The 12,815-nt window shown below is 45.8% G+C and carries 22 protein-coding genes and 2 tRNA genes; all 24 read right to left on the bottom strand.

The features are described 5' to 3' along the window. Positions 1 to 22: 22 nt before the first annotated feature. Entirely contained in the window at positions 23 to 664 is a 642-nt protein-coding gene (locus F3I09_RS33225) for a hypothetical protein (RefSeq protein WP_149699365.1), read from the bottom strand. A 130-nt stretch (positions 665 to 794) separates the two neighbouring features. Continuing rightward, positions 795 to 1,460, bottom strand: coding sequence for a hypothetical protein (locus F3I09_RS33220; RefSeq protein WP_149699364.1), 666 nt, complete (start codon positions 1,458 to 1,460; stop codon positions 795 to 797). Further along, positions 1,447 to 1,896: a hypothetical protein gene (locus tag F3I09_RS33215; protein WP_149699363.1), complete on the bottom strand. Its 450-nt coding sequence runs from the start codon at positions 1,894 to 1,896 to the stop codon at positions 1,447 to 1,449. The genes F3I09_RS33220 and F3I09_RS33215 overlap by 14 nt, the downstream gene beginning before the upstream one ends. 189 nt (positions 1,897 to 2,085) lie before the next feature. Beyond that, positions 2,086 to 2,433, bottom strand: a complete 348-nt coding sequence (locus tag F3I09_RS33210) for a hypothetical protein (protein ID WP_149699362.1) — start codon at positions 2,431 to 2,433, stop codon at positions 2,086 to 2,088. Next, on the bottom strand, positions 2,430 to 2,735 hold the full coding sequence (locus F3I09_RS33205) for a hypothetical protein (RefSeq protein WP_149699361.1): 306 nt from the start codon (positions 2,733 to 2,735) through the stop codon (positions 2,430 to 2,432). Before F3I09_RS33205 ends, F3I09_RS33210 begins: the two co-directional genes overlap by 4 nt. A gap of 34 nt (positions 2,736 to 2,769) precedes the next feature. Then, entirely contained in the window at positions 2,770 to 3,147 is a 378-nt protein-coding gene (locus F3I09_RS33200; protein WP_149699360.1) for a DUF551 domain-containing protein, read from the bottom strand. After that, positions 3,144 to 3,488, bottom strand: coding sequence for a hypothetical protein (locus tag F3I09_RS33195; protein WP_149699359.1), 345 nt, complete (start codon positions 3,486 to 3,488; stop codon positions 3,144 to 3,146). Before F3I09_RS33195 ends, F3I09_RS33200 begins: the two co-directional genes overlap by 4 nt. A 22-nt stretch (positions 3,489 to 3,510) precedes the next feature. Beyond that, on the bottom strand, positions 3,511 to 3,879 hold the full coding sequence (locus F3I09_RS33190) for a hypothetical protein (protein ID WP_149699358.1): 369 nt from the start codon (positions 3,877 to 3,879) through the stop codon (positions 3,511 to 3,513). Further along, complete coding sequence (locus tag F3I09_RS33185) at positions 3,876 to 4,292, bottom strand: recombination protein NinG (protein ID WP_149699357.1); 417 nt, start codon at positions 4,290 to 4,292, stop codon at positions 3,876 to 3,878. Before F3I09_RS33185 ends, F3I09_RS33190 begins: the two co-directional genes overlap by 4 nt. 18 nt (positions 4,293 to 4,310) lie before the next feature. Then, the gene (locus tag F3I09_RS33180; RefSeq protein WP_149699356.1) at positions 4,311 to 4,715 is read right to left on the bottom strand and encodes a single-stranded DNA-binding protein; all 405 of its coding nucleotides are present in this window, start codon (positions 4,713 to 4,715) and stop codon (positions 4,311 to 4,313) included. An 11-nt stretch (positions 4,716 to 4,726) separates the two neighbouring features. Further along, positions 4,727 to 6,268: a DNA cytosine methyltransferase gene (locus tag F3I09_RS33175; RefSeq protein ID WP_188134063.1), complete on the bottom strand. Its 1,542-nt coding sequence runs from the start codon at positions 6,266 to 6,268 to the stop codon at positions 4,727 to 4,729. A gap of 23 nt (positions 6,269 to 6,291) precedes the next feature. Further along, positions 6,292 to 6,447 (bottom strand): hypothetical protein, encoded by a 156-nt coding sequence (locus F3I09_RS34290; RefSeq protein WP_188134062.1) that lies wholly within the window; start codon positions 6,445 to 6,447, stop codon positions 6,292 to 6,294. 104 nt (positions 6,448 to 6,551) lie between these two features. Next, complete coding sequence (locus F3I09_RS33170; RefSeq protein WP_188134061.1) at positions 6,552 to 7,313, bottom strand: cell division protein ZapE; 762 nt, start codon at positions 7,311 to 7,313, stop codon at positions 6,552 to 6,554. Continuing rightward, a complete protein-coding gene (locus tag F3I09_RS33165; protein WP_149699353.1) occupies positions 7,300 to 8,214 on the bottom strand; it encodes a hypothetical protein in 915 nt (304 codons plus the stop codon). Before F3I09_RS33165 ends, F3I09_RS33170 begins: the two co-directional genes overlap by 14 nt. Further along, complete coding sequence (locus F3I09_RS33160; protein WP_149699352.1) at positions 8,211 to 8,411, bottom strand: hypothetical protein; 201 nt, start codon at positions 8,409 to 8,411, stop codon at positions 8,211 to 8,213. The genes F3I09_RS33165 and F3I09_RS33160 overlap by 4 nt, the downstream gene beginning before the upstream one ends. Then, the gene (locus tag F3I09_RS33155; RefSeq protein ID WP_149699351.1) at positions 8,411 to 8,827 is read right to left on the bottom strand and encodes a hypothetical protein; all 417 of its coding nucleotides are present in this window, start codon (positions 8,825 to 8,827) and stop codon (positions 8,411 to 8,413) included. The genes F3I09_RS33160 and F3I09_RS33155 overlap by 1 nt, the downstream gene beginning before the upstream one ends. A 2-nt stretch (positions 8,828 to 8,829) precedes the next feature. Beyond that, positions 8,830 to 9,192 (bottom strand): hypothetical protein, encoded by a 363-nt coding sequence (locus F3I09_RS33150; RefSeq protein ID WP_149699350.1) that lies wholly within the window; start codon positions 9,190 to 9,192, stop codon positions 8,830 to 8,832. A 13-nt stretch (positions 9,193 to 9,205) separates the two neighbouring features. Further along, a complete protein-coding gene (locus tag F3I09_RS33145; protein WP_149699349.1) occupies positions 9,206 to 10,297 on the bottom strand; it encodes a hypothetical protein in 1,092 nt (363 codons plus the stop codon). An 8-nt stretch (positions 10,298 to 10,305) separates the two neighbouring features. After that, positions 10,306 to 10,638, bottom strand: coding sequence for a hypothetical protein (locus tag F3I09_RS33140; protein WP_149699348.1), 333 nt, complete (start codon positions 10,636 to 10,638; stop codon positions 10,306 to 10,308). A gap of 114 nt (positions 10,639 to 10,752) precedes the next feature. Beyond that, positions 10,753 to 10,824: transfer RNA gene (locus F3I09_RS33135), tRNA-Met, on the bottom strand. A gap of 383 nt (positions 10,825 to 11,207) precedes the next feature. Then, a tRNA-Met gene (locus F3I09_RS33130) sits at positions 11,208 to 11,281 on the bottom strand. A 415-nt stretch (positions 11,282 to 11,696) separates the two neighbouring features. Beyond that, positions 11,697 to 11,921, bottom strand: a complete 225-nt coding sequence (locus F3I09_RS33125; protein ID WP_149699347.1) for a hypothetical protein — start codon at positions 11,919 to 11,921, stop codon at positions 11,697 to 11,699. An 82-nt stretch (positions 11,922 to 12,003) separates the two neighbouring features. Then, positions 12,004 to 12,147, bottom strand: coding sequence for a hypothetical protein (locus F3I09_RS34285; RefSeq protein ID WP_188134060.1), 144 nt, complete (start codon positions 12,145 to 12,147; stop codon positions 12,004 to 12,006). A gap of 288 nt (positions 12,148 to 12,435) precedes the next feature. After that, positions 12,436 to 12,815: hypothetical protein (locus tag F3I09_RS34280; protein ID WP_223233462.1), on the bottom strand; the 380-nt coding region annotated here is incomplete at its 5' end.

The following is a 12,815-nucleotide window of genomic DNA, read 5'->3' as shown; positions in this document are numbered from 1 at the left end:
TCTATCCGATCGTGCTTCTCTATCATTTAATGTCCGCTTTCAAATTAGCATATGTGTTCAATACTAATACTATTTCATCCGTTAGAACCTTGATGCCTTCCACCTCTGTTTCCGCCGACATAATATCCCTGACACATCTCGCTGGAATATCTAGTATAGCTTTCTTCAGCTGACTACCTAATAAGAATAAAGACTTATCAACCGCATCACGCCGGACGAGAATTCCCTCCAACTCCTGAAGCTTCTTCTTATCAAGAGCCAAGGCAACTATTTCCCGCCGCCTCATCGCCTCTGCTGCCTTCAACGATTTAGTGACCTTTATACTATCAGCAATATCCTCGTCCAAATCAATTTCATCATCGCCCTGCTCTCCCATATCTTCACCTTCATCAGCATCAGCGCTTTCAAATACTTTCCCTTTTATTTTGGCATCTATCTTTTCAATCGCCTTGGTTCTGCTCACGCCGGCCTTCGCCTTAACGACCAGTTGCTTCTTCACCCATGCATCGTCCATTGCGGCAACCGCGTTTATCTTCCCGTCCTCCTGGACGCCCACTGTAAACTTCCATGACTTAATTGCCTTGCGTACCGCTCCCTCGGAAACGCCGATCTGTACTGCAAATGACCTGACTGATATTATTTTCTCCTGCGTACCTTTTCCCATTAATGCGTACTTACAATTTTCTGTTCGCTAGCGATTTTTTGCGGCTCGGGGTAGCCGCAAGCCAAAGGGTAGGGGAAGGACCCAAACCGCCCCCCCCCTACTGGCCCATGCTGCCCCGCCCCTCTTCTTATCAAGAAGACATGTTGCTTAACATATATTCAATATTCCTAGCAACTGACTTTGGATATACATCCAAAACCTTCCTTTCAATCTTTTCCATCGCCTTCTTATTAATCACAGCTGCATGAACAGTAACAGACAACAAGGGCTTTACAGGAGTATCATTGCCCTCCTTATTGACGCGGGATGAGCGACGATGAAATCCGTATGAGTTGCGATACTCCCCCCGGGCAAAGACTCGTGGCTTCGCACCAGGTATCATAAATGCAAACGGTACAACTTCCTTTTTCCCCTTCAAGACCTCTATTGTAACACCAGCCGCATTGTTTCCGCGTCTTTTTACTGCCCGTTCTTTCTGCTCTCCCTTACGTGAAATAGTAAGCGCTTTCCCATGCTGCTGGAACGTAGGCGAAAAAGCATCCATAGGGATGGGTTTAGTACTCGCATAGATTTTAGCTTCCAGGGACAAGGACGTTGCCTTAATGATATTTATCCCGCCAACATATCTTTGTGGTATGTTATAAACCGCCTTGACTGCCATGCGAGCTTCAGTCCTACCTTGTAGAATCGCCTCATTCAGCCCTCTGCTAATTGCTTGGTTGAACTTTCGTTCCCCTAACTGCTGCTGCGCACTCCGGAAGGTCTTTATTATTGGCGCAGAATTAATCCAAATCATTATTGAAAATATCTAGTATATGCAAACGACCATTCTTCATGCCCCAAAAATATGAAATGTACGCTGCTATTAAAGAACAGGTGTTGTTCAATACAAATTGAATTGCCAATTCAGGCTTAATTAATTTCAAAGAAAAAGGTTGTAAGGTCACGTCTATAAAACCAATCACAACAGCAGTGATGACAACTGCTATAAATATTAATATAACATGCATACACCTTCCAATTAAGCTAACCTTTCCATCTAAAAGGACAAAATCTATTTCTCGCTGTATATTACCAACTATACATTTAATTTCTTCAGTAGTTGCCAAATATTGATCATGAATTTCTTCCGCCTCCAGTTTCTTTGAGGGGTACCCCTGTACCCAATGAATATCATCAACCAACGTGTCTGCCCTTGATACAAGGGAATTAATTTTTTCAAATGTGCTCATAGTGTTTGATTTTTAGGATACAAAACTACTTGGAAGATGCGTCGGAAAAAACCTGTATAGCAGGGGATTTTTCCCCTTTTTTACCGTTTTGGATGTTTATAGCCAGATGCCGGAGATACGAGCAGTCATAATGTCGCCTTCGCTCATGCAGCTTCCTTGAAACATCATGTATCCTTTCCTCGTATGTCATTATTCGCCGGTTTTTGTTGGTGATGGTATCAATCCGAGCCTAACAGCTGCCGCATGAGCGTATTGTGTCCTGCGGTCAATATTAGTCTCGGTATCTTCGTAGAATTGTTCCATTGCGGCCAGCCCAGTGATATAGCCTTTATAGTGACTGGTATTCATTTCAGCGACCATTGCGCGGGCTTCAGACATCTTTGCGTCTATAAGCCTTTCTTTTACTTCTGATCCAAATGCCTCTATATCATTCCATTTTTCCGGGTTGTAGGGTGTCCGTGCTATTATCTCCGCTATCCGGCGAACTTCCAGGTCGTATTTATCTTCCGCTTCGTGCGGGTCTTTTTGTGTACTCATAAAATAGGTTTGAATCGTTCCAGTAAATAAGATCCCCAATGCTTTTCGTCGCTCGTCGCCCAGCCTACGGCTTGGCAACTAACTACTGACGCTTTTGCGTATGTCTCAATAACATGGGCCTGCCCAAAATCGTCGATCAGATGCATTTTAGTTCCTACTGAATACTTACTGTTGAATTCATCAGCAGCTTTCTGCGCTTTCTGTTTCTGCTTTTCTATGTTCATACTACCGCGTACCGCGCCCGGGTGGTTTATGGTTTCATCTTTTTCCCAATAGTGAAGAGCCCTGATGCAATTGCCCACAATGCGGAACCGATATAGAAAAGTGCTGCTGCTATCATGGTTTGAAGTTTAAAAGGCTGTCAGGAATAGCGGGCATCGGCATCCAATATTGGATTTCATGCAATAACTGAATAGCAGGCAGGCTCCAGTACTTATCATACGTCTTCCTATGACCACCCAACTGTCCGTCTTCCTTTGCTGGATGTAGACGGCCAATTAGGCGGTCGTACTTTTTGCTGTACTCATTGTATCGCAAAACGAGTACGTCTGTATTGAACTCTGGTAGCCTTTCAGTTACCGGTATCCACATTGGCGCGGCCCATTCGGCACCAGCGGTAAAGGCGGCCTTTTCAATTTCAATTACTCGTATGCCTCCAGTATGCTTACTGTTGAACACATACTGCTCAGCGGCTTCCTGTATTGTCTGGATCATTGTTCTTTACCTGGTTCCGGAGCAGGTGCGGTTTCGCAGTTAATGTAAACTGACAGTCCTCTTGTTTGAGCACAAACTACAAGGCGGATATTCCTGTCATTGACGATCTTAGCCACCTCCTGCATAAATTGTGGTGGCAGTTGCCTTACAAATTGTCCGTATTCCATCTCCAACAGAATTTGCTCAATAACTATTCTGTATGTATCCGCCTCAAGCTTAAGTTGTTTGATATACGGCTGGTTCTCCCTTTTCTCGGTCTCCAGCGCCTGCGTGAGCGCGGCGACCTGTTTTTTTAGCTCCTCGTTTTCTGCCTGTAGCTGGTATTTATGCTGGTGCGGCATATTGTGTGCATTTTGTTAATAATCAATCAAGACCATGAAACCTGTCATGGTAATTGTCATACATGCGAAGCAAGAAACTGCGGGCACGCTCCCGGTATGTGAGATACTTGTTAACATCTCCGTAGATAACCAGGTCAAGTACAGTATAAGCTTCCCGTAGCTCCAACATGAGCGTTTTAATTTCCGCCATGTGCTTTGCGACGTCTGGAGATGCCTTTTCCCATGCCTCCTGCAGTTGTTTCTGCCTTGCCTCTAACCCCTTACCATGTATCTCCGCCCATTCCTCCATTGCCCGTTGCATTGAGGGAGACAAGAACGGATTCGGCCGCTGAGGCGTCCTGTGATGCTTAGCAAATACCCCCTCGATGGTCAGATCTTTCTGATCACTCATTTACACTTTGCTTTATATGTTTCAATGATAAATATGAGTGAGAAGCGATCCCATTTTTGAACCATACGGGAAATACCCTCCAAGATCTCCACCGCTTCTGCACCGATCTTTTTTACTAAGCTTTCCCGGTACCGGGCTTGATTGCCGTGAAGATGTGTATTGCATGCTGAGCACTGGCCATTTACGTTAAGCTCATCAAAACGGACCTTTGCATTGTGACCGGCACTCAGGTAATGCCCGGCATGCATCATACTGACGTGTTTTGTGACCTTACAACTGATACAGGTGAAATAGTCCCCGTTTGCATCCCGTTTGCGTATATAGGCGTTAAAATGCCGTTCTGCGATCTTTATCAGCTGCGATACTGATTTGTCTGAATACTTCTTGATCTGTTGCTGTGTTAATTCCTGCATTAAAGAGTTTAGGGGTTATCAAAATGGCAGATCGTCCGTAACGTCGTTGCCGGCCGCGGCACCGGTAGCGCCTGCGGTTGTCTCCTGGTCATTACCGGCACCCGAGGACTTTGCACCGCCAAGCAGTTGAATGCTGTTAACACGAATGGTCATCTGCGGTATAAGCTTATCTTCCCGGTCTTTGTACTGTTTTGCCCCTGGGAAGCCCTCAACATATACCTGCTGTCCCTTTTTTAGGTAGGGATAAACATTCTCTTTATCGAAAAGAGAGCAGGATACCCAGGTTGTGCGCTCCTTCTGGACGCCCTTGCTGTCTTTCCATCTTTCAGAATGCGCTACGCTGAAATTTGCAACACTTCCAGCTTCGTTGGTGTGGACAAAGGCGTCATTACCTATGTGACCGATGATTTGAGCTTTTAACATGACATTAATATTTATGCTACTTTGAAATTATTTCGTGATAATGATCCGGCTAAAGCGAGCACCCAGGACTTTACCACCACAGGAACTACACTATTGCCGATAAACTTTTTACGATCCGTTTGAGTGCCGTGCATTTGATATTCCCTTGGGAAACCTTGGATTTGAAGCAGTTCCGACACCTTTAGCATTCTCATTTTAATATCCACGATGCCGTAGGCCGCCATAAAAGCTTTTATCTTCTTGGTGGCAGGACTATCCGTCTCATATATTTCGATCGCTAATTGCCCGGTTTCCGTTACAACAAGGTGCATTGGCGCTTTGTCCTGCCTGGCCACAATAACGGGACATGGATTCTCAACGGAGGAAATACATCCACCCCAGGAGGGGTTAACCAGGTAATGATGTCGACGGCTGGCAAGTAACGGGGGCGCTGGCTTCTCTATTGACGAACCAGTATTACAGTAACTTGTTTGTAGCAAGAAGCGCTCCGCCTGTACTACGGAAATTCTGTCTTTTGTTGTTATGGTTCCCGCAGGTGCTTCAATACTACTCAGCTCCCCGCCAGAACTGTAATAGTTTGCCAGAAAGGCTGTTTGAACGAGTGCCTGCCCTCCCGCACAGGCGATAGTACCTGCAGGCGATTCAATGGATGTAACCTTACCCGCAGGACGGCCACTGTAGTATTTGGCAATAAAGGACTTTTTGCCACCTGCCACCTCCTTAATCAGACCGGCATAGACCCTTTCTAATGACTTTTCAGAAAGCGGCTTTTTGCGACCAAATATGCTTTTTCCGTGATCTTTGAAATCAAGCACCTCTTTAACAGCCTTCCACTGCTGCATTGACTCCAGCATGCTATAATGTGATGCCTTTTTACTGTGGGTAGGCGCTGGCCAGGTAATGGGCAATCCGGGACGTGCAAAAACCCCAAACAGCCTGTTCCTACTAGTATAGGCACCAAAGTTCGCAGAGTTCATCTCCTTCCACTCATCGTAATAGCCCAATGCACACATTTCCTTTCTCCACCTCAACCAGTCCTGACCTCGTTTCTTGCTCAAAGGCTCCCAGCCATAACGCATTTCACCTGTAGCCTTATTCCATGCAACATACAGATCTGTACGGTCGGCATGTATCGCTTTGGCCTTGATACGAAGCGGCCCCCACGACATAAACTCAACCACGTTCTCTATCTTGATGTAATCTGGGTTCAGGGCTATCACATATCGCTCCAAGTGATCAGCCAGGGTCCTGCTGTCAGCATCCCGCGGCAGACCGCCTTTCGCCCGGCTAAAGTTGGTACACTCCAGTGATGCCCATAGAACTACATAGGCTCCTGGATAAAGGCGACGATAGTGTGTAACTATCTCAGTCAACCTGGTTAGGTCCAAAGTCCGCATATCCTCTTCGAAGTGCTCAACATCAGGATGATTCAGCCAGTGGCTTTTTATCGCCTTAGCATCATGGTTAACACATGCAATAACCTTTGCAATCCCTTCTGTCATCTCATATCCCATCGTGGTGCCACCGAATCCACAGAATAAGTCTACAACCAAAAAAAGGGGGGCGTTGTTATTTCTCATAATTCAATAGGTTTAAATCCTTCCCTGCTATATCTATCCACTTTTATTGTTGCCATATAATCACAATCAAAATTATATTCCAGCTCCGCCTTCTTAACACGCAGCCTGGCCACATGCCATCTTCTTCCGTCCCTTCTGAGATATTCTAACATTTTATCATAATTAGTAAAGACAGTAGCTCCCTTTCCGGCACCATTATTACGACAAGGACATCGCCCAGTTTCAAAATTTATTGAAACGTGATGTTTCCAAACTATCATTTTCGCCTATCCTCCCCATCTAATGTTATCATGTTGAACATCTCCCGCATGCGGCTGCGTACGCGTGTGCCATAGTACTGCTCAATCTCGTCTACATTGAGGTTCGTCGTCACATGTGTATAATGGAACGGCGTCACTGCTTTGTCGTAACGATTCAGCAACACGTCTGCCATGACGTTCACTTGGTCGCCATAGTGCCGCTTCGTACCCTCTGTTCCGAGATCATCGAAGCACATACCTATTGCGTTCTGATAGAACGTACTGGCGTGTGTGGGAACTTTAGCAGGTTCGGAGTAATAATGCAATATCTCGTGTCCTTCTTTCGCAAAGATGTCAGCGATATCCCGGCAGGAAATTACCTGGAAGGATCTGCGTTGATTGGCTCTAAAGATGTTCATCAGGAACGTCTTTCCTACGCCCACGCCGCCACATAGCATGATGCCTTTGTGCAGGTAAAGCTTCTCGCCGAACTTCTGCAGGGTAAATTCTTCGAACCTGGGATCATCAGCGAAGTAGTAGCACAGGGCCTTTACGACGCTGTGGTTCTGATCATCAATGACCAGCGGTTCTCCGTGTTGATCCGCCTTCCAGGTGACGTATGTCAGCAACTCTTCAGGTCCCCACCGGCGCTGCAACTCCTGCTCCCATCGTTTCCGGCGGTCCTGATCCTGCTGGTACTTAAATAGCTCCCTCTTCTTCCGGGCTGCCTCTTCGATAGCTGCAGCCTTCTCATCCTCGCTAAGCTCACAGCTTTCCATAGGTTTTTGCGCCGGATACAACAACTCCTGTAGGCTGTTGGTTCTGTATGTTCTTTTTTCCACTTCCATTTTCCTGTTTTTTTACGGGTGAATACTCTGCGGGATCCGTAGTCACGTCGCGGAACTTTATCCAGTCTGCAAAGTGTTTCCGATAGTCCTTCGGTAGCTTCCGGCTCTCGCTCTTGAAAAGCAATTCTCGGTTAAACGCTTCCAGCCAGCCGCTAAGCGATTCAATGCTCAAGTGTAATCGCATGCACAACGGCTCGTAAAACGCCGCGTCCTGGATACACCTTTCTCTCAGGTCCTCCACTGGCATAAACAACTGCGTCACGGAGGGGGGCGGCGCGGGAGAAGGGGGAGGTGCATTCGCTTCTTTCGTCGCTAAAAACCTTCTGACCTGATCCTCTTCAGAACTCCCGGCGATGTCGGCGGCGGATCCTCCTTCATCGTTTTGTTTAGTTTTGTTTAGTTTATGTTTATAGTTGTCTAAACTATTTTCATCACAAATACTAACGGAAATACTATCGGAATTACTAACGGTATTACTATCGTAAATACTTAAATTATTTAAGGTTTTATTATCCCCTACCACGTAATTACTAACGGAAATACTTAAATTATTTAAGTATTTAAGTATGTATTGTACCTGGTGTCTCCTACCCTTCTCGCTTCTGAAATCAATAAGGCCGAACTGCTTAAGACTGTTTCGCGCTCTTATCAATGTTGGCTCGGATATGCCCAGCGCATTGGTTATATATCCGTTTGACTGCCCAAAGGGATTCTTCCACATCAGACGGTTCGCTGTATTTAACAAATAAAAATACACTGCTACTTCGCTGGGAGTAAATGAATGCTCCTCATTGTGTCGCCAAAATTGATTGATTAATTCGATGTAGTTCATACCTGGTCATTAGAGTATTTCCTGCCGTTAAGATCCTGCTGTTTGTCTGTGTGCGATATATGAACCGGAAACCGGCCATTTTGCCCCTGGACGATCAGCACATCACCGTGATCACTGATGAGAGTTACTTTCTCTCCTTTCCGGCCATAAAGGACCCGAAAAGAGCTAGTAATGTCATCCAGGAGCACCAGTTCCATTAATCCAGGCGTTTAGGCTTTAATGAGGCAGTGACCAGCGGCCATAATGTCTTACCATTAATAGTCACTGACTCCTTACCCACAAGGATCTTCCCTTTATGGCCTTCCATTCCAACGGCATCAGCAATGCGCTTTACAAGCGATTTACAGGCGAACAAGACGCCCCTCACCCCCAGCTTAGGCTTCTGTCGAAGAGGGAAACCAGTTTTCCCTTCCGGTAGTACCTCCAAGTACCAGGATTCAGGATCATCCTCATCCTGATGAAAAGATACATGGCTATCGGGTTTGACCCCAATCAAGTCCACGGCACCACCAGAAAACTGTATTAAGCTATACCTCAGATTGATAAGAATATATGCTTTAACATGGTGAGGTGACCTCTCAATTTTTGTAGGCACGAATTCACGCAACTTCATTGTTATATGTTTAGAGATTCTAAAGCACGCAATACCTTATAAGTGCCGTTCTTCTTTAGCAGATCCGACAACAGCTCCATGAGCTGCTTGTCTTGCAGATTATTAGCTTTATAACCGATAGCACCGATACCTGTGTCTATTTTGATTTCAATACAGTCGTCTTCAATGGTACCCTCAAGACCATCTACCGATTCCTGCAGGGAATAGATAAGGTTGTCTTTATCATCGACTGCTGCTGAAAATGACGACCGCATGTCGTCAATTAACCCAATAGCTTTGTCCTGCTCGTCCTTATCCATTGGTGAATCATATATAATTTCAACAAGATGAGAGGCTGCCGTTTCGAATGAGTTACTCGAATTCATTTTCTTTCCCATGTTATTTGCTTTGTAGTGGTGTTGCAGGAGCATATGTCTTGATAAGTGATTGCACAGTCTCGTTCCCTGGCGTCCAGACGCAGAAAACTGACGAACTACCGACCGGCGATATCCTGATGGTGTCACTATCCATTGCTTTGAGGACTAACAGAAGCAGCCTGGCATCGAAGTGTGCACCTTCAACGACGTAATCCTTCGTCGAATCAACCTCTCTCTTTAAAGAAATTCGGTAATGCTCATCAGAGTGCTCAAACAGTACTCCTAAGAGGCCATTATCGCAAATCCTTACGCCCGGATACAGCACGGGAGTTGTTTTTAAGACCAATTCAAGAAACTGAACCACTTCTGTACGGTTGACTTCAAAAAAGCATTTGTTATCAACGTTCCTGTACGCGGGAGCGTAATTAGGGGCTGTGTATGTCGACTGGATAAAACCATATGTGGTTTTCCCACAATCAAAGAAGTCATAGTTATTTGCCTGATAGTGAACAACCTCCTCATACATTGTAATTATACTGCCATCTTCAGGAGACAAAACAAGTCGGGGAAACCGGCTGTCAATGCGCTTAAGGTAGAACGCATGGCCGGAAAATGTGGAAAACACCTCCGTTTTTCCATTAAGAAAACTGACGTAACACCGACAGTAGCTATTATCGATCTTAGTGTCAAGTATAGAAAGTGCAGATCTGATTGAGTAAAGCACTTCAGCTGGAATAGGAGTAGAGCCGTTGTCTTTATTTGCCTCCGGCGGCGTGGGGTATACATCCGGATCCTCCCAGGCAAAAGACGCATTACACTTACCACACGACAGAACGACGTTATCACCTTCCTTTTTGATGGAGATTAACTCCTCAGTTGCTCCGGCAACAAATGCCGAAAGAAAAGCTTCATTTAGCAACAAAGTTTGATTTTCTTTAAAATCAGCCTCTATTTCATGGATACACCATGCATTTATATTTGACTTCGTCATGGTTGCGCTATCACCAACGCACTGCAGCTTGATATTCTCCAGGACAGGTATAAGCACGGATGGCTTTATTTTGCTGGATCTTTTTAGGAAGGTCTTTACTTCTGATGTTGGTATGAGTATCATAACAGTAGTTATAATGGGCGTAGAACCCTGGTTTCAAAAAAAGTCTTATGTTCCGGAAATTCGGCCAGGAACTTCCGGGCATACCGGCTCGAAAAATTGTTGTTGATCTTAAACAGCTCCAGCGGCTCCTTTCTCACTGATGATTCATAGCGGATCACATGCAGAAGCGCATCCGCACTGTAGTGTTTATGGCCCTTTTTTATCAATCCAAAGGCCAGGTCACAAAACCTCTTGTATACCTCTGGATGCCTGGTATCGTAGCTATCAAAGTCCTGATCTATCCGGCTGGATAAAAGATCAAAGATGTTTGGCTGTGCCGCGTGGTGCAGTGTTTTGGGCATCTCTAAATGCTTTAATGGCTGCTATGCTTCTTTTACGCAATGCCTTACCCAACAATATTGATGCGAAAAAACACAGCAGCGCATAAATGATAAATGACATAGGTTATGAATTAGTAGCGGGAGCTGGATTCGAACCTGCGACCTCCGGGTAATGAGCCCGGCGAGCTACCTCTGCTCTATCCCGCTATTTGCCGGTCTATTGCCGGCTGTCACCGCGTTACGTTTCGACCAGCGGAACAAGACGTCGCATTCTTTAGCCACTACATACTGTGCGATCCCCTTTGTAGCGCGTTGCAGATATCGGACTGCCCCCGATTTTTTACGTGTGCTCCTCACGAGCCGACAGTTTACCGGCCACACACCCAGATGCTTGGATCGGCGTTGATGACGTAACAACTACGGATGGTTACCGCTTCCTTTCTTCCCATCAAACGCGAACGGAACTTTGCGGCTAAGGGGTTCATCTTACCCGATAAGACTACACCCATTGTTAGTTCTGGCCGTTCATCTTCAAGCGGGACGAAACCGCAATGCGTCATTACTTGGCTCCATAATCGGGAACAAAATCGTGATCCCGCTGGGACTCGAACCCAGGACCCATACATTATGGGTGTATTGCTCTAACCAACTGAGCTACGGAATCAAAACAACAGGCGGCATGCACGCCTGAAGGATAGCAGTATATCAGACTCAGGCTATGTTACCTGACATCACCGAATTTTGCCCTCTTCGGAGCGGGGATAGTTTCACTTTAACTATCCAAATGCCCGGATTAGCGCATTTATGGACCCGGGAAACGGTGGACAGGGCAGGATTCGAACCTGCCGACCAACTCACATTGGCACACCTGCATTTACTGACGTAGTCTATATTTCAGACATCGCTTAGTCTACGTAGCTACGGATTTCATGCAGCACAATACGGTTTACCATAACCGCCGCCTGCCCAAGTTGCCGTCTTTTCCCTGGCTGGACCTTCTTAGTGGTAACGGCGCCCGTTCTGGTCGGGAAGTAAGGTTATGAGCCGCTCCCCTGTTGCCTACTATGCAGTAGCTATTTTTACAGTACACGTGACTGTTTTTTTATAGTTGAGAGTTCTTCCATGAGCGCCTTCATATAATCTGCACGGAGCTTCTTTACCCCTTCATTCTCATTCTGAAGATCCCTCATTACCTCGTCCCTCGTCACCCAGTTCTTTTTAACCGCCTCAATGGCGGTATCTACCAAACTGGTAAGGACATTAGCCCTTTCAAACAACACCAATTTTAATTGTTCTGAATTCATAAGGATGAGGATTTTAGACATGCAAGCAGGCCCTGTCCCTTTTACCCAGGGCCTGCTTGCATGTCTCTAACCAGGTATCGTTCTACTCAGCGGGGGCTTCTGCGCCTTCAGGAACTCCTGTCAGAGCTACAGATGATTCACCAGTGGGTACCTGTTCTGTAACTGTTGCTGCTTCGGTTGAAACTTCCTGCGGCGCTTCTGCCGCCTGTGTTGCTTTTTCGTTCATGCGAAATGTTTGTTTTTGTTTTTATAATGAAAAAATGACTCCTTAGTTATTCCAACCTTAAAGAAGGTTGGACTGTAGTTAATAATTCCATGTTATGAAAAAACATAAGCACCTCCATCAAGGTATCCTGCCTGTAAGAACTTTTAGCCGTTTCGGTCGCTACCACCTGGAGGCGCTTAAATCATGTTTGTCTGGCCAGCAAAACGCTTATTTAATACTTACCGAGGTGGTAGATAACCAGACATGCGTTAAGCGCTTTATTAGCCTCTATACGCAATATTTTTAATGCTATTGCTGATTAACTATTTCCTGCATTTTCTTCAGCACCGTTTCATCGTCACTAAAAAACAGTGGAGCATATGAAGGCAACACCGTACACCCTGCGGTCTTTGTGTCTGACCGCTTTTCTATTTCTCCGGCTATTGGACTTAGTATTGTCGCCCATCCAGCAAGGCAATGCGAGGTGCCGCAATGCCAATCAGACATTTTTAAGCAGCCAGGTTGAGCGATAACCGTGTTGGCAATTTCTTTTATCAGCGCATGCTCGTCTACCATTTGAGCGCCGAAACGTTCCCTTAGTATTCCAGACGCCTCGTGAGTCATTACTCCTGCGATTATTAGTTCGTTCAGGTCTTCGTTCGACGGGTCCTGCTTCAACAGCTGTTCCC

Source organism: Chitinophaga sp. CF418 (genome assembly GCF_900142925.1).
Classification (GTDB): domain Bacteria; phylum Bacteroidota; class Bacteroidia; order Chitinophagales; family Chitinophagaceae; genus Chitinophaga.
The sequence above is the reverse complement of the archived record's forward strand: the minus strand, read 5'-3'. Positions and strand labels throughout refer to the sequence as shown.

Excerpts from the sequence above, each read along its gene's own strand:
- F3I09_RS33200 (WP_149699360.1), bottom strand. The coding sequence starts at position 3,147 with ATGATCCAGACAATACAGGAAGCCGCTGAGCAGTATGTGTTCAACAGT.
- F3I09_RS33145 (WP_149699349.1), bottom strand. The coding sequence starts at position 10,297 with ATGATACTCATACCAACATCAGAAGTAAAGACCTTCCTAAAAAGATCC.
- F3I09_RS33190 (WP_149699358.1), bottom strand. The coding sequence starts at position 3,879 with ATGAGTGATCAGAAAGATCTGACCATCGAGGGGGTATTTGCTAAGCAT.
- F3I09_RS33195 (WP_149699359.1), bottom strand. The coding sequence starts at position 3,488 with ATGCCGCACCAGCATAAATACCAGCTACAGGCAGAAAACGAGGAGCTA.
- F3I09_RS33210 (WP_149699362.1), bottom strand. The coding sequence starts at position 2,433 with ATGAGTACACAAAAAGACCCGCACGAAGCGGAAGATAAATACGACCTG.
- F3I09_RS33185 (WP_149699357.1), bottom strand. The coding sequence starts at position 4,292 with ATGCAGGAATTAACACAGCAACAGATCAAGAAGTATTCAGACAAATCA.
- F3I09_RS34285 (WP_188134060.1), bottom strand. The coding sequence starts at position 12,147 with ATGAACGAAAAAGCAACACAGGCGGCAGAAGCGCCGCAGGAAGTTTCA.
- F3I09_RS33155 (WP_149699351.1), bottom strand. The coding sequence starts at position 8,827 with ATGAAGTTGCGTGAATTCGTGCCTACAAAAATTGAGAGGTCACCTCAC.
- F3I09_RS34290 (WP_188134062.1), bottom strand. The coding sequence starts at position 6,447 with ATGTTAGAATATCTCAGAAGGGACGGAAGAAGATGGCATGTGGCCAGG.
- F3I09_RS33125 (WP_149699347.1), bottom strand. The coding sequence starts at position 11,921 with ATGAATTCAGAACAATTAAAATTGGTGTTGTTTGAAAGGGCTAATGTC.
- F3I09_RS33215 (WP_149699363.1), bottom strand. The coding sequence starts at position 1,896 with ATGAGCACATTTGAAAAAATTAATTCCCTTGTATCAAGGGCAGACACG.
- F3I09_RS33180 (WP_149699356.1), bottom strand. The coding sequence starts at position 4,715 with ATGTTAAAAGCTCAAATCATCGGTCACATAGGTAATGACGCCTTTGTC.
- F3I09_RS33225 (WP_149699365.1), bottom strand. The coding sequence starts at position 664 with ATGGGAAAAGGTACGCAGGAGAAAATAATATCAGTCAGGTCATTTGCA.
- F3I09_RS33140 (WP_149699348.1), bottom strand. The coding sequence starts at position 10,638 with ATGCCCAAAACACTGCACCACGCGGCACAGCCAAACATCTTTGATCTT.
- F3I09_RS33165 (WP_149699353.1), bottom strand. The coding sequence starts at position 8,214 with ATGAACTACATCGAATTAATCAATCAATTTTGGCGACACAATGAGGAG.
- F3I09_RS33170 (WP_188134061.1), bottom strand. The coding sequence starts at position 7,313 with ATGGAAAGCTGTGAGCTTAGCGAGGATGAGAAGGCTGCAGCTATCGAA.
- F3I09_RS33220 (WP_149699364.1), bottom strand. The coding sequence starts at position 1,460 with ATGATTTGGATTAATTCTGCGCCAATAATAAAGACCTTCCGGAGTGCG.
- F3I09_RS33150 (WP_149699350.1), bottom strand. The coding sequence starts at position 9,192 with ATGAATTCGAGTAACTCATTCGAAACGGCAGCCTCTCATCTTGTTGAA.
- F3I09_RS33160 (WP_149699352.1), bottom strand. The coding sequence starts at position 8,411 with ATGGAACTGGTGCTCCTGGATGACATTACTAGCTCTTTTCGGGTCCTT.